This is a genomic window from Micromonospora sp. CMU55-4 (assembly GCF_011602315.1).
Lineage (GTDB): Bacteria > Actinomycetota > Actinomycetes > Mycobacteriales > Micromonosporaceae > Micromonospora > Micromonospora chalcea.
The window spans coordinates 131,436-145,315 of sequence record NZ_JAAOLH010000010.1 but is presented as its reverse complement, the minus strand read 5'-3'; the positions used below and the strand labels follow the sequence as shown (position 1 = coordinate 145,315).

The 13,880-nt window shown below is 73.8% G+C and carries 14 protein-coding genes and 1 riboswitch; of the genes, 12 read left to right on the top strand and 2 right to left on the bottom strand.

The annotated features are described in order from the left end of the window. The first annotated feature begins 18 nt into the window (after nucleotides 1-18). Both rplQ and truA read left to right on the top strand, forming a co-directional pair. A complete protein-coding gene (gene rplQ / locus HA073_RS18830; RefSeq protein ID WP_030501600.1) occupies nucleotides 19-579 on the top strand; it encodes a 50S ribosomal protein L17 in 561 nt (186 codons plus the stop codon). Nucleotides 580-649: 70 nt separating this feature from the next. Next, nucleotides 650-1,483, top strand: a complete 834-nt coding sequence (gene truA, locus HA073_RS18825) for a tRNA pseudouridine(38-40) synthase TruA (protein WP_043328248.1) — start codon at nucleotides 650-652, stop codon at nucleotides 1,481-1,483. Nucleotides 1,484-1,490: 7 nt separating this feature from the next. Here the strand turns inward: truA and HA073_RS18820 are convergent, their stop codons facing one another. Further along, complete coding sequence (locus HA073_RS18820) at nucleotides 1,491-2,702, bottom strand: hypothetical protein (RefSeq protein ID WP_240925837.1); 1,212 nt, start codon at nucleotides 2,700-2,702, stop codon at nucleotides 1,491-1,493. Between the two features lie 125 nt (nucleotides 2,703-2,827). Between HA073_RS18820 and HA073_RS18815 the strand changes: the two genes are divergently transcribed. Genes HA073_RS18815 through HA073_RS18805 form a run of 3 tightly spaced genes read left to right on the top strand, consistent with a single transcriptional unit; the run spans nucleotide 2,828 to nucleotide 6,154 of the window. Next, on the top strand, nucleotides 2,828-3,433 hold the full coding sequence (locus tag HA073_RS18815) for a class I SAM-dependent methyltransferase (RefSeq protein ID WP_113973440.1): 606 nt from the start codon (nucleotides 2,828-2,830) through the stop codon (nucleotides 3,431-3,433). Nucleotides 3,434-3,474: 41 nt separating this feature from the next. Continuing rightward, nucleotides 3,475-5,154 (top strand): ABC-F family ATP-binding cassette domain-containing protein, encoded by a 1,680-nt coding sequence (locus HA073_RS18810; protein ID WP_166456961.1) that lies wholly within the window; start codon nucleotides 3,475-3,477, stop codon nucleotides 5,152-5,154. 37 nt (nucleotides 5,155-5,191) lie between these two features. Further along, nucleotides 5,192-6,154, top strand: coding sequence for an aldo/keto reductase (locus HA073_RS18805; RefSeq protein ID WP_176722774.1), 963 nt, complete (start codon nucleotides 5,192-5,194; stop codon nucleotides 6,152-6,154). A gap of 606 nt (nucleotides 6,155-6,760) precedes the next feature. Here HA073_RS18805 and HA073_RS18800 read toward each other — a convergent pair. Next, nucleotides 6,761-7,672 carry a DUF559 domain-containing protein gene (locus tag HA073_RS18800; protein WP_166456960.1) on the bottom strand — a complete coding sequence of 304 codons (912 nt, stop codon included), beginning with the start codon at nucleotides 7,670-7,672 and terminating at the stop codon, nucleotides 6,761-6,763. A gap of 118 nt (nucleotides 7,673-7,790) precedes the next feature. Then, nucleotides 7,791-7,902: riboswitch (TPP riboswitch) on the top strand. Here HA073_RS18800 and thiE point away from each other — a divergent pair. The 7 genes from thiE to thiC all read left to right on the top strand — a co-directional run bounded on the left by thiE (nucleotide 7,897) and on the right by thiC (nucleotide 13,839). Next, a complete protein-coding gene (gene thiE / locus HA073_RS18795) occupies nucleotides 7,897-8,523 on the top strand; it encodes a thiamine phosphate synthase (RefSeq protein WP_104113068.1) in 627 nt (208 codons plus the stop codon). (Overlaps the previous riboswitch by 6 nt.) Next, on the top strand, nucleotides 8,517-9,647 hold the full coding sequence (gene thiO, locus HA073_RS18790; protein ID WP_166456959.1) for a glycine oxidase ThiO: 1,131 nt from the start codon (nucleotides 8,517-8,519) through the stop codon (nucleotides 9,645-9,647). Before thiE ends, thiO begins: the two co-directional genes overlap by 7 nt. Beyond that, nucleotides 9,638-9,838, top strand: coding sequence for a sulfur carrier protein ThiS (gene thiS / locus HA073_RS18785; protein ID WP_013288601.1), 201 nt, complete (start codon nucleotides 9,638-9,640; stop codon nucleotides 9,836-9,838). The genes thiO and thiS overlap by 10 nt, the downstream gene beginning before the upstream one ends. Before the next feature lie 5 nt (nucleotides 9,839-9,843). Next, a complete protein-coding gene (locus HA073_RS18780) occupies nucleotides 9,844-10,617 on the top strand; it encodes a thiazole synthase (protein ID WP_166456958.1) in 774 nt (257 codons plus the stop codon). A gap of 62 nt (nucleotides 10,618-10,679) precedes the next feature. Further along, nucleotides 10,680-11,453, top strand: coding sequence for a thiamine phosphate synthase (locus HA073_RS18775; RefSeq protein WP_166456999.1), 774 nt, complete (start codon nucleotides 10,680-10,682; stop codon nucleotides 11,451-11,453). Then, nucleotides 11,450-12,238: a bifunctional hydroxymethylpyrimidine kinase/phosphomethylpyrimidine kinase gene (gene thiD / locus HA073_RS18770; RefSeq protein ID WP_166456957.1), complete on the top strand. Its 789-nt coding sequence runs from the start codon at nucleotides 11,450-11,452 to the stop codon at nucleotides 12,236-12,238. Before HA073_RS18775 ends, thiD begins: the two co-directional genes overlap by 4 nt. 17 nt (nucleotides 12,239-12,255) lie before the next feature. Continuing rightward, the gene (gene thiC, locus HA073_RS18765) at nucleotides 12,256-13,839 is read left to right on the top strand and encodes a phosphomethylpyrimidine synthase ThiC (RefSeq protein WP_166456956.1); all 1,584 of its coding nucleotides are present in this window, start codon (nucleotides 12,256-12,258) and stop codon (nucleotides 13,837-13,839) included. The last annotated feature ends 41 nt before the right edge of the window (nucleotides 13,840-13,880 follow it).

Sequence of the window (13,880 nt, the reverse complement as noted above, 5' to 3'; positions counted from 1 at the left end):
ACCTGAGGAGCACCAAGCATGCCCACGCCCACCAAGGGCCCCCGCCTCGGCGGCAGCCCCGCGCACGAGCGGCTGATGCTGGCCAACCTGGCCACCGCGCTGTTCCAGCACGGCAAGATCCAGACCACCGAGACGAAGGCCCGGCGGCTGCGTCCGCTGGCCGAGCAGCTCATCACCAAGGCCAAGCGCGGCGACCTCGCCTCGCGTCGCCGGGTGCTGGGCGTCGTCAAGGACAAGGACGTGGTCTACGCCCTGTTCGACCAGATCGCGCCCCGGTACGCCAACCGCAACGGTGGCTACACCCGGATCGTGAAGACCGGTCCGCGCAAGGGTGACGCCGCTCCGATGGCGATCATCGAGCTGGTGGAGGAGCTTCAGGTCGCCGAGCCGAAGGCGAACAAGAAGACCGCCGCCCGCAAGGCCGCGCAGCAGGACAAGGTCGAGGCCCTGGCCCCGGCCGAGGAGAAGCCGCGCTCCAGCGAGGGCGACCAGGACGCCGAGGCCCCGGTCTCCGCGTCGGGTGACACCGCCGCCGCCCGTGAGGACAGCGACGAGGCCACCGAGAACGACAAGGCCTGAGATCAGGCTCGACCGGGCCCGGCATCCCCTCGGGGGTGCCGGGCCCGTCGCCGTCGACAGGAGGTACGAGGTGGACGAGCGGATCCGGCTGCGGCTGGACGTCTCGTACGACGGCACGGACTTCTCCGGCTGGGCGCCCCAGCCGACCCGGCGCACCGTGGCCGGCGTGCTCATGCAGACGCTGGACCTGGTGCTCGGCGCGGGCACGGCGACCGGCCTGACGGTGGCCGGGCGTACCGACGCCGGGGTGCACGCCACCGGGCAGGTCTGCCACCTCGACCTGCCCGCCGCGGTGTGGCGGGAGCACGAGGGGCGGCTGCTGCGCCGGCTGGCCCGGCTCCTCCCGCCGGATGTGCGGGTACGCGCCATGACCGAGGTGCCGGCCGACTTCGACGCCCGCTTCTCGGCCACGTTCCGGCGTTACGAGTACCGGGTCACCGACGCCCCGTGGGGCGCCGAGCCGCTGCGCCGCCGGGACACCCTGGCCTGGCCGAAGCCGCTGGACCTCGCGGCGCTGAACGCCGCCGCGGCCGGGCTGGTGGGCGAGCACGACTTCGCCGCGTACTGCCGGCGCAAGGAGAACGCCACCACGCTGCGCGAGGTGACCCGGCTGGACTGGCGGCGCGACCCGGACGGGATCCTGGTCGCCACCGTGCAGGCCGACGCGTTCTGCCAGAACATGGTGCGCAGCCTGGTCGGGGCGATGCTGGTGGCCGGTGACGGGCGGCGGCCGGTGCAGTGGCCGGCCGGCCTGCTGACCCGGCGTGAGCGCTCCAGCGAGGTGACTGTGGCGCCGGCGCACGGCCTCGCCCTGGTCGCTGTGGGCTACCCGGCCGACCCGGCCGAGTACGCCCGCCGCGCCGATCTGACCCGCCGGTTGCGGGTGCCGGTGGCCGAGGGCTGACCGGAGGTCAGTCGGTGCCCCGCTGACCGGCGCTGTCCCCGGCCGACTCCGCGTCGGGCTGCCCGGCCGTTCCGGCCGCCGCACGACGGTCCAGCACAGCCCGGTTGAGGTGCAGCTCGACCATGTCGTACATGATCTCGCGGGCGGCTGCGTCGTCGCTGGGGATGCGTTCCCCGTCGGCGCGCGTGACCAGGCAGTAGGCGACGTAGTGTCCGCGTACCTGCCAGGCGACCCGGGCCGCGGCCTTCTCCACCACCTCGGTGTCGTCGCCCGCCGCCATGCCACGGAACCGTCCCTGGCGCGCGTCGAGCAGCGGCCGGATGCGGTCGCGTACCCGCTGGGCGGTGGCCACGTCGGTGAGGTTGAACAGACCGGCGGTGATCAGGTGGTCGCCGTCGGGGGAGCGGAGCGTGCCCCGCACGACCTGGTTGCAGCCGAGCCGGACCAGCAGGTCGGCGATCTCGCCGGTGGCCGCTACCTGACACTTCGTACTGGCCTGGGTCTTGAGCACCCGGTACGCCGGCTTCCCGTCGGTGAGCACCAGGTCCTTGGTCGGGAAGACCTCCTTGGCGGTGAGCGTCGCCTGGTCGGTGTCCCGGGAGTCCAGGTCGGTGCCGCCGGCCGGGGTGCTCGACTCGCTCGGCTGCGGGGTCGGCTGGCCGGCGGACGGCGTGGCCGTCCGCTCGTCCAGCAGCGCCGCGACGGCGAGCCCGGTGAGCGAGAGCAGCAGCAGTACGGCGGCGCCACCGACGAGCGCCTGCCAGAACCGGCTGCCGCCGTTGCGGCGGTCGGCGCGCCGGGCCCGGGGCAGTTCGGAGACGTCGCCGGCGCGGGCGGTCGGGTTGGCGGGGATCGGCACTGTCGGCCGGTTCGTCGCCGCCGGTACGGGCGCGGGCATGGGTGGCGCGGGCTGCGGCACCGGGGACGGCTCCCGTGGTGGCGCGGGCCGTCCCGGTGTCGGCGCCGGGGCCGGTGGCGCCGGAACGGGTGCGCGGGTGTCGTCCGCCACCGCCTGCCCGTCGGGGTCGTCCTGCCCGGCCGCGCCGGCCGGCGGCAGCGCCGGTTGCGGGCGCGGCGGCGGGGGCAGCGACGGCGTGGGGAACCGGGAGCGTGACGGACCCGCGGGCGGCGGCGTCGTGGCTGCGGGCCCGTGCGGGGCCGACCCGGGCTTCGGGTACTCCAGGAAGGCGTCCTCATCGGACTCGTACCGGTACACCATGTGGCATAGAGTAGGACTGATTGTCCCTTTCAGGGGTAATATCGGGAAATTCTGGCGGAGTGGCGTCCGGCTCCGCCCCTGACACCGTTGCCGGAACCGCCCCGGCCCGGTGCGAGAATGCCTGCGTGACCGGCGACCACTACTTCACCGCTGAGCCCTCGGCCCCGGCCCGCCCGCGCGAGGTCGAGTTCACAGTCGCCGGGCGCGACTACACGCTCGGCTCGGCCGGTGGCGTCTTCTCCGCCGACCGGCTCGACCCCGGCACCGCCGTGCTGCTGCGCAAGGCCGACCTGCCGGCCGCCGACGTCACCGGCGCGCTGCTCGACATCGGCTGCGGCTTCGGCCCGATCACCTGCGTCCTCGCCACTGTCGCGCCGGAGGCCACCGTCTGGGCCGTGGACGTCAACGAGCGGGCCCGCGCCCTCACCACCGCCAACGCGGCAAGGGTCGGCGCCGCCGACCGGGTACGCGCCGTCGCGCCCGACGAGCTGCCGGACGACGTCACCTTCACCCAGATCTGGTCCAATCCGCCCATCCACATCGGCAAACCGGAACTGCACGGCCTGCTGCTGCGCTGGCTGCCCCGGCTCGCCCCGGACGGCGTGGCCTGGCTCGTCGTCGCCCGGCACCTCGGCGGCGACTCGCTGCACCGCTGGCTGGTGGAGCAGGGCTGGTCCGTCGAGCGGCACGCCAGCCAGAAGGGCTACCGGGTGCTGCGCGTCACCCGGTAATCCGGTGTCGTCCAGCGGCCCGGCTCGGGCAGGATGCCCGCGTGGGATACGTGGACGTGGCAGCGGTCGGGCACATCCTCCCGGACGGGCGTGAGCTGTTCAGCGACGTCTCGTTCCGGGTCGGTGAGGGTGCCAAGGTGGCGCTGGTCGGCCCGAACGGTGCCGGCAAGACCACGCTGCTGCGGATGGTCGCCGGTGACCTGCCGGTGAAGACCGGCGCGATCGCGCGCTCCGGCGGGCTGGGCGTGATGCGGCAGTTCATCGGCATGATCGGCGACGAGTCCACGCTCGCCGACCTGGCGCTCTCCCTCGCCCCGCCCGCGCTGCGCGACGCCGGGCGGCGGCTCGCCGAGACCGAGGCGGCCATGCGGGCGGCCGAGGTCCGCGGCAAGTACAGCTCCGCCGCCGCCAAGGCCCAGCTCGCGTACGCCGAGGCGCTCGCCGCCTGGGGCGAGACCGGCGGTTACGACGCGGAGGTCCTCTTCGACACCGTCGCCACCATCGTGCTGGACCTGCCGTGGGACAGCGCCCGGGACCGGCCGGTGCGCACGCTCTCCGGCGGCCAGCAGAAACGCTTCGCGCTGGAACTGTTGCTGCGCGGCCCGGACGAGGTGCTGCTGCTCGACGAGCCGGACAACTTCCTCGACGTACCCGGCAAACGCTGGCTGGAGGGGCGGCTGCGCGAGTCGGTCAAGTCCGTGCTGTACGTCTCACACGACCGGGAACTGCTGGCCCAGACCGCCGACCGGGTCGTCGCGGTGGAGGGCGGCAGCGCCTGGGTGCACCCGGGCGGCTTCGCGAGCTGGCACGACGCCCGGGTCGCCCGGCACGCCCGCCTCGACGAGCTGCGCAAACGCTGGGACGAGGAGCACCAGAAGCTGCGCGAGCTGATGCTGATGTACAAGCAGAAGGCCGCGTACAACGACGGGATGGCGTCCCGCTACCAGGCCGCGCAGACCCGGCTGCGCAAGTTCGAGGAGGCCGGGCCGCCGCCCGTACCCCCGAAGGACCAGGACATCCGGATGCGCCTGACCGGCGGGCGGACCGGCAAGCGCGCGGTCATCGCCGAGCAGTTGGAGCTGGACGGCCTGACGTACCCGTTCGACCTGGAACTCTGGTACGGCGACCGGGTCGCGGTGCTCGGCGCGAACGGCACCGGCAAGTCGCACTTCCTGCGCCTGCTGGCCCGCGGCGGCACCGACCCGGAGCCCGGCAACACCCCGGTCGACGGCGCCGCCGCGCTCGCGCCGGTCGCGCACGGCGGCGTGGTCCGGCTCGGCGCGCGGGTGCGGCCCGGGCACTTCTCGCAGACCCACGACCGCCCCGAGCTGATGGCGAAGACGCTGGTCGAGGTGCTGTGGCGCGGCGACGAGCACCGGGCCGGCATGGACCGGCACGCCGCCATGGCGGCGCTGTCCCGGTACGAGCTGGCCGGGCAGGGCGACCAGCGGTTCGGCACGCTCTCCGGCGGTCAGCAGGCCCGCTTCCTGGTGCTGCTGCTGGAACTGTCCGGCGCGACGCTGCTGCTGCTGGACGAGCCCACCGACAACCTCGACCTGGCCTCGGCCGAGGCGCTGGAGGCCGGGCTGACCGCGTTCGAGGGAACTGTCGTCGCGGTCACCCACGACAGGTGGTTCACCCGTACCTTCGACCGGTTCGTGCTGTTCCGGGGCGACGGTGACGTGGTGGAGACGCCGGCGCCGGTCTGGGACGTGGCCTGAGCCGCTCCCCGGGTGGGCCCCGGGGAGCGGGCATAGGGTGGATCTCGTGAGTGAGATGACCTATCGCCGGCTGGGCGACTCCGGGCTCGTGGTGTCAGTGGTCGGCATCGGCTGCAACAACTTCGGCCGCAAACTCGACCTCGACGGCACCCGGGCGGTGGTCGACGCCGCCCTCGACGCCGGGATCAACTTCTTCGACACCGCCGACATCTACGGCGAGCCGCAGGGCGCCTCCGAGGAACTGCTCGGCCAGGCGCTCAAAGGCCGCCGCGACGACGTGGTGGTGGCCACCAAGTTCGGCATGGACATGCACGGCGCGAACGGGCCGGACCACGACGCCCGGGGCGCCCGCCGCTACATCGCCCGCGCCGTCGAGGCGTCGCTGCGCCGGCTCGGCACCGACCACATCGACCTGTACCAGATGCACGAGCCAGACCCGGGCACCCCGATCGACGAGACGCTCGCCGCGCTCGACGACCTGGTGACCGCCGGCAAGGTGCGCTACCTGGGCAACTCCAACTTCGCCGGCTGGCAGATCGCCGACGCCGACTGGACCGCGTCGTCGCAGGGGCGTACCCGGTTCATCTCCGCGCAGAACCACTACTCGCTGGTGGAACGCGGGGTGGAGGCCGAGGTGATCCCGGCGTGCGAGCGGTTCGGCCTCGGCATGCTGCCGTTCTTCCCGCTGGCCAACGGGCTGCTCACCGGCAAGTACAAGCGTGGCGAGGCGCCCCCGGCCGGTAGCCGGCTGGCCGGCGGCGGCCGGTACGCCGAGCGGCTGGCCGCCGCGCGCTGGGACGTCATCGAGGCGATCGATGCGTACGCGGCCGAGCGCGGCATCAGCATGCTGCACGTGGCCATCGGCGGCCTGGCGGCCCGTCCCGCGGTGACGTCCGTGATCGCCGGCGCCACCACTCCCGACCAGGTGAAGGCGAACGCCGAAGCCGGCACGTGGCAGCCGTCCGACGAGGACCTGGCCGCCTTGGACGCCATCCTCTGACTGTCCGCGCCCGCGCGCTCGGGCTTGCACGTCGGGCGTGTGCTGGCGCGCTCGGGTTTGCACGTCGGGCGTGTGCTCGTGCGTCGGGGCGTGTGCTCACCCGTTTGGGCCTGCGCACACCGGGCTGCCCGCGCGCTCAGCTCACCCACGCGTTCGGCTCCGCCCGCACGTGGACTGTGCGCCCTCGGTTGTGGGCGCGCCCGCGCGGCCTGCGCCCCATCAAGGCTCGCCCACGCGTCAGCCACCCATGGCGTGCCACCCACAGGCAGCGCTCACGACGAGTGGAACACCATGGGTGTCATAAGGGCCTTGAGACACCCATGGCGTTCCGCTTGGGGCTGGATCTGGCGACGAGTGGAACGCGATGGGTGTTTGCGGGCGGGCCTCTGACGCCCGTGGTGTCTCGGGCGGCTCGACGGGTGGCGAACCGGGGACCCAACGGGTGGCGGGCGGCGAGCCGGGGGCCCGGTGGGTGGTAGGTGGCGTAACGGGGGCCCGGTGGGTGGTGGGTGGCCCGGTGGGTGGTAGGTGGCGAAATGGGGGTCAGCGGTGACGTGTGGCGGGCCGGGGGCGTAGCGGGGTGAGGCTCGTGGCGGCGGGCGCGGATCAGTGGTTCGCCTCGGTGGCACGACGTTCTGCCAAGGCCTGGCGTACCAGGGCCACTGTGGCGTCGGGCCGGCGTAGCACGTCGTCGGCGGTGAAGCGGAGCACGAGCCACCCGGCCGCGCGCAGCGCGTTCAGGCGAGCCACGTCCCGGCGGAAGTGAGCCCGTTCGCGGTGGTGGTCGCCGTCGTACTCGACCGCGATGCGGAGCGCCGGCCAGGCCAGGTCCACCCGGGCCACGAAGCGTCCACCGGCGCGTACCTCGTGTTGGGCGGTGAGCGGGCCGAGGCCGGCGTCGAGCAGGAGCAGCCGCAGGCGAGTCTCCATCGGGGACTCGCTCAACGGCTCGGCCAGCGCCAGCACCTCGCGCAACAGCGGAGCGCCCGGCCAGCCCGGCCGGGCGGCGGCGTAGGCCCGCAGGGCGGGCAGCTTCACGGCCCGGCGACGCAGCAGCGCCTCGACGGCGACCAACGCCTCGGCGAGTGAGCCCTGCCGGCCCAGGTCGAACGCCGTGCGAAGGGGCGTGGTGACCGGCAGCCCGCCGACGAGGGTGCGGTCCCGCTCCGGCAGCGGTGACCGGACCAACCGCAACCGTGGGTGCGGTCGCAGCCGCGCAGCAGTCGGCAACAGTACTGTCACCGGCGCGTCGCGGGGGAGCACGTCCGCGCCGAACAACCACGCGGCGCTGCGCCCTGCCAGCACGACACCCGGCGGCAGGCGCAACGCCACCGCCTCGCACCACATCCGGTGGTCGTCGGCGCGGTACCCGTCCCGGTGCACGTACACGTCCGGCAGCAGGCGGATCCAGGTCTGCCCGCGCAGCATCGTCCAGGTGAGTAGCCCTTCGGAGACGGCACGGCTGCCCCGGAACGGCAGGATCTCCAGGCGGCGCGGAACACGGGCGGGAACGGACACCCAGGCAGCGTGTCGTGACGGGACGGTCACCCGCTGCCCCGATCCGGCGGACGGCTGGTTCCTGGGAAAAACCTCACCCGGGCTTCCGTACGGGCGGGAGGCGTCGTACGGTAGGCCGCAAGTGACCCACGGGAGCCCGGTGCGGACCGGGCTGAGAGGGGGGCTGGGAGCCCCCGACCGTCGAACCTGATCCGGGTAATGCCGGCGCAGGGAGGAGCGTTGCCGTGCTGTCCCTGGGACGACTGCATCTCATCACCGACACCCGGCCGGGGCGTGACCCGCTCGCCGTGCTGCGTGCCGCACTGCCCGTGGCGGGCGCAGACCTCGTCGTGCAGGTGCGCGTGGAGGACGACGCCACCGACCGGGAGGCGTACGAGCTGGCCCGGCTGGTGGTCGACGCCTGCCGGCCGTACGGAGCACAGTGCCTGGTCAACGACCGGCTGCACGTGGCGCTCGCGGTGGACGCCGCCGGTGGCCACGTCGGCGCGGACGACCTGCCGGTGCGTGCCGCGCGCCGGGTGCTCGGCCCGGACGCGGTGCTCGGGGCGACCGCCCGCGAACCGGTGACCGCCCGGGCCGCGGTGGACGCGGGCGCGAGCTACCTGGGCGTGGGCCCGTGCCACGTCACCACCACCAAGTCCGGCCTGCCGGAACCGATCGGCCCCGAGGGGATACGCGCGGTCGCCGAAGCGGTGACCGCGCCGGTGATCGCGATCGGCGGGGTGACCGCCGCGAGCGTGCCGGAGCTGCGGGCCGCCGGGGCGTACGGGGTGGCGGTGGTCGGCGCGCTCAGCGGGGCAGCCGATCCCGCGCACGCCACCGCCGAGCTGCTGCGGGCCCTGACGTGTTAACAGGGGGCCCTTCCTCTACCGGAGGCGTTAACAGGGGGCCCTTCCTTAACGACGTGGCGGTGGTGGGGGGCGGGCCTGTCGGGTGGGCGATCGCGTGGCGGTGCGCGCAGCGTGGACTGCGCGTGGTGGTGCACGACGACCGGCCTGGGTCGGGCGCGTCGTCGGTGGCCGCCGGGATGCTGTCGCCGGTCGCCGAGGCGTACTTCGGTGAGCACGAACTCACCGCGCTGCTCGTCGAGTCCGCCGCCCGCTGGCCCGGCTTCGCGACCGAGCTGGCCGAGGCGAGCGGCGTCGACATCGGCTACCGCACCGAGGGCACGCTCGTCGTCGGGCTCACCGCCGACGACCTGGCCGAGGCGAGGCGGCTGTGGTCGTACCAGCAGGGCCTGGAACTGCCGATCACGCCGCTGCGCCCGTCGGAGCTGCGCGACCGCGAGCCGGCGTTGGCGCCGCGCGTGCGCGGCGGCGCGGTGGCCCCCGGTGATCACCAGGTCGACCCGCGGCGGCTGGTCGCCGCGTTGCGCACGGCCGCGGAACGCGCCGGCGTGGAGCTGCGCCCGGCGCGCGTCGGCGCGCTGTCCGAGGTGGACGCGCGGGTCACTGTGGTCGCGGCCGGCTGCGGCGCGGCGGCGCTGACCGGCCTGCCGGTCCGCCCGGTGAAGGGCCAGGTGCTGCGGCTGCGCGCGCCGGGTGGCGGTCCGCCGGGCTTCCGGCACGTGATCCGGGGGTACGCGGACAGCGAGCCGGTCTACCTGGTGCCCCGGGACAGCGGCGAGGTCGTGGTCGGGGCGACGGTCGAGGAGCGCGCGGACACCGCTGTCACCGCCGGTGGCGTGCTGACACTGCTGCACGCCGCCACGGAGCTGGTGCCGGAACTCGTCGAGTACGAGCTGGTGGAGGCAGTCGCCGGGCTGCGCCCCGGTACGCCGGACAACGCGCCGATCATCGGGCCGCTGCCCGGGCAGCCGGGTGTGCTCGCCGCGACCGGACATCACCGGCACGGCATCGTGCTCACTCCGGTCACCGCCGACCTGGTCACCGAGCTGATCGTCACCGGCGAGCCGGATCCCGCGCTCGCCCCCTTCACCCCGGACCGCTTCGGGAAGGAGCGCACGTGGAACTGATCGTCAACGGCACCGGCCGGACGCTGCCCGAGGGCGTCACCGTCGCCGAGGTGGTCCGCACCGTCACCGACCGGGAGCGCGGGCTCGCCGTGGCGGTGAACGGCGAGGTGGTGCCGCGCGGCGGCTGGTCGGCGAGCGTCCTGCGCGACGGCGACCGGGTCGAGGTGCTCAGCGCCACCCAGGGCGGGTGAGCAGGATGTCCACGCTTGAGATCGGCGGGGTCGGGTTCGGCTCCCGGCTCATCCTGGGCACCGGTGGCGCGGCGAACCTGCACGTGCTGGAGGCGGCGATCCGTGCCTCCGGCACCGAGCTGGTGACGTTGGCGCTGCGCCGGGTGGACACCACACCCGGCGGGTCGGGTGGCCTGCTCGACCTGGTGGAGCGGTGCGGCGTACGGCTGCTGCCGAACACGGCCGGCTGCCGTACCGCTGTGGAGGCGGTGAAGACGGCGCACCTGGCCCGGGAGGCGTTCGACACCGACTGGGTGAAGCTTGAGGTGATCGGCGACGAGCGCACGCTCCTGCCCGACGGGGTGGAGCTGCTGCGCGCCGCCGAGGAGCTGGTCGCGGACGGGTTCACCGTGCTGCCGTACACGTCGGACGATCCGGTGCTCGCGCGGCGGCTGGCCGACGTGGGCTGCGCGGCGGTGATGCCGGCCGGGTCGCCGATCGGCTCCGGGCTGGGCATCGGCAACCCGCACCACATCCGGCTGATCCGACAGGCGGTCGACGTGCCGGTGGTGCTCGACGCGGGCATCGGCACCGCCTCCGACGCCGCCCTCGCCATGGAGCTGGGCTGCGACGCGGTGCTGCTCGCCAGCGCCGTGACCCGGGCCGCCGACCCGGTCGCGATGGCCACGGCGATGCGCCAGGCGGTCGAGGCCGGCCGCCTGGCGTACGGCGCCGGCCGCATCACCCGCCGCTTCCACGCCCTGCCGTCCACCCCCGACGAGGGACGGCCCGACCTGTGACCGCCTCACGCGTAGCGGATCTTGGTACGGAGGCGCCCCCCGAGGGGCGGCCGCGTACCAAGATCCAGGGCGGGCCGAGCGGGGTCGTGCTGCTGACCGATCGGCGGGTCGCCCGGGGGGCGCTCGTCGACGTGGTCGCGGCTGCCGTGGGTGGGGGAGTGCGGTGGGTGGTGCTGCGGGAGAAGGACCTGCCGCGCCCCGAACGCCTCGCGCTCGCCGCCGACCTGCGCGCGATCCTCGCCGACGCGGGCGGCACGCTCGTCGTCGCCGGACCCGACCCGCTCGACGGGGACGCGGTGCACCTACCGGCTGCCGGCCCGTACCCGCCGCCCACCGTCGGCCTGGTCGGCCGCTCCTGCCACGACACCGCCGAGCTGGCCCGCCTCACCACCGAGCACTACGCCACCCTGTCCCCGCTCTACGAGACAAAGACAAAACCCGGCTACGGCCCTGTGTTGGGACCGGGCGGATTGAGCGAGCTGATCGCGGTCAGCCCCGTGCCCGTCCTCGCGCTGGGCGGCATCGAGAACCCGGACCAGGTCCACGCATGCGTCGAGGCGGGCGCCGCCGGAGTAGCCGTGCTGGGCGCGATCATGCGCGCGGACGACCCGAGAGAAACCGCCACCACGCTGGGCAGAGCCTTCCAGGAGGCGGCCACCCACTTGGCGCGCACCCACCCCGCGCGATCCGACGCAAGCCCGCACGCGACAGGGCTGCGGCCGACCGTGCCCACGGAGGGATCAAGCCTGACCGCCCGGAGTGGGCACGGTCGGCCGCAGCCCCGAACCGCAACCACTATCGGCCGCAGCCGTCAAACCACCGGAGAAGACCAGTGACGCCGAAAACAGTTCTCAGCATCGCCGGATCCGACTCCGGAGCAGGCGCCGGCATCCAGGCCGACCTCAAGACGTTCGCCGCGCTCGGCGCATACGGCACGAGCGTGCTCACCGCTGTCACCGCGCAGAGCACCAGGGGCGTGGACGCCGTCCTGCCGCTGCCCCCGCAGACGGTGCGCGACCAGATGGACAGCGTGCTCGGCGACTTCGACGTGCGGGCCGTGAAGAGCGGCATGCTCGGCACCCCGGCCGTCGCCGACGCGGTGGCCGAGGCGGCCCGGGCCGGGCGGCTGCCACACCTGGTCGTCGACCCGGTACTGGTTGCCACCAGTGGGCACCGGCTCGGCGTGGTGGAGGCGGTCGAGCGGCTCCTGCCGTACGCGGAAGTGGCGACGCCGAACTGCGCGGAGGCCGCGGCCCTCACCGGAGGCCCGGTGGGCACGGTCGAGGAAATGGTGGCGGCGGCCGAGGCGCTGGCGGCGCGCGGACCGGCGTTCGTGGTGGTGACCGGCGGTGACGTGAACGCCGACGGCGAGTCGGTGGACGTGCTGTCGGGCGGCGGAACCACTCGGCTGCTGCGCGCGCCCCGGGTGGACACCCGGCACAACCACGGCACCGGCTGTTCGTTCTCGGCCGCCGTCGCGGTCCGGCTCGCCGCGGGTGACGCGGTGCCGGTCGCGGTGGCGGCCGCCAAGGAGTACGTCACCCGCGCGCTGACCGGCGCGCGGACCTGGGAGCTGGGCGCGGGACGCGGCCCGCTGGACCACTTCGGCTGGTCCGCATGAGCGACAGGGAGGCTGTCATGCAGGCACGTCGCAAGGTGTACGTGGAAGGGTCGCGCCCGGACATCCGGGTGCCGTTCGCCGAGGTGCCGCTGACCGGGGACAACCCACCGGTACGGCTCTACGACACCTCCGGTCCCGGCTCCGACCCGGAGGTGGGGCTGCCCGCGCTGCGCGGGCCGTGGATCGCCGAGCGCGGCGACGTCGCCCCGGTACGCGGCGCCGGTACGCCGCTGGCCGGAACCCGTCCGACTCAGCTCGCGTACGCGCGGGCCGGGATCGTCACGCCGGAGATGGAGTTCGTGGCGATCCGGGAGTCGGTGTCGCCGGAATTCGTGCGGGACGAGATCGCGGCCGGGCGGGCCGTGCTGCCGCTGAACGTGAACCACCCGGAGTGCGAGCCGGCGATCATCGGCAAGGCGTTCCTGGTGAAGGTCAACGCGAACATCGGCACCTCGGCTGTCACCTCGTCGGTGGCCGAGGAGGTGGAGAAGCTGACCTGGGCCACGCGGTGGGGCGCGGACACCGTGATGGACCTGTCCACCGGCAAGCGTATTCACGAGACGCGCGAGGCAATCGTGCGGAACGCGCCCGTGCCGATCGGCACGGTGCCGATCTACCAGGCGCTGGAGAAGGTCGGCGGTGACCCGGTGAAGCTGAGCTGGGAGGTGTTCCGCGAGACCGTCATCGAGCAGGCGGAGCAGGGCGTCGACTACATGACCGTACACGCCGGGGTGCTGCTGCCGTACGTGCCGCTGGCCGTGAACCGGGTGACCGGCATCGTCTCCCGGGGCGGCTCGATCATGGCCGCCTGGTGCCTGGCGCACCACGAGGAGAACTTCCTCTACACCAACTTCCGGGAGCTGTGTTCGCTGCTCGCGAAGTACGACGTGACGTTCTCCCTCGGTGACGGGCTGCGCCCCGGTTCCATCGCGGACGCCAACGACGAGGCGCAGTTCGCCGAGCTGCGCACGCTCGGCGAACTGACGAAGATCGCCTGGGAGTACGACGTCCAGGTGATGATCGAGGGCCCCGGGCACGTGCCGATGCACAAGATCAAGGAGAACGTGGACCTCCAGCAGGAGTGGTGCCACGAGGCGCCGTTCTACACGCTCGGGCCGCTGACCACCGACGTCGCGCCCGCGTACGACCACATCACCTCGGCGATCGGCGCGGCGATGATCGGCATGTTCGGCACCGCCATGCTCTGCTACGTCACCCCCAAGGAGCACCTCGGGCTGCCCGACCGCGACGACGTGAAGGCGGGCGTGATCGCGTACAAGATCGCCGCGCACGCGGCCGACCTGGCCAAGGGGCACCCCGGCGCGCAGGCGTGGGACGACGCGCTCTCCAAGGCCCGGTTCGAGTTCCGCTGGGAAGACCAGTTCAACCTGGCGCTCGACCCGGAGACCGCACGGGCGTACCACGACGCGACGCTGCCCGCCGAGCCCGCCAAGACCGCGCATTTCTGCTCGATGTGCGGCCCGAAGTTCTGCTCCATGAAGATCACGCAGGAGTTGAAGGAGTACGCCGCGCGGGGCATGCGCGACAAGTCGGAGGAGTTCGTCGCCGGCGGGTCACGGGTCTATCTGCCACTGGCGTGACCGGAGCCGGGGCGGGCCTGGTGTCCCGGCCCGCCCCGGTG

What these genes read in the sequence shown, in the direction of transcription:
- rplQ (WP_030501600.1), top strand. Translation starts at nt 19, where the DNA reads ATGCCCACGCCCACCAAGGGCCCCCGCCTCGGCGGCAGCCCCGCGCAC.
- HA073_RS18820 (WP_240925837.1), bottom strand. Translation starts at nt 2,702, where the DNA reads ATGGTGTACCGGTACGAGTCCGATGAGGACGCCTTCCTGGAGTACCCG.
- HA073_RS18780 (WP_166456958.1), top strand. Translation starts at nt 9,844, where the DNA reads ATGTCCACGCTTGAGATCGGCGGGGTCGGGTTCGGCTCCCGGCTCATC.
- thiC (WP_166456956.1), top strand. Translation starts at nt 12,256, where the DNA reads ATGCAGGCACGTCGCAAGGTGTACGTGGAAGGGTCGCGCCCGGACATC.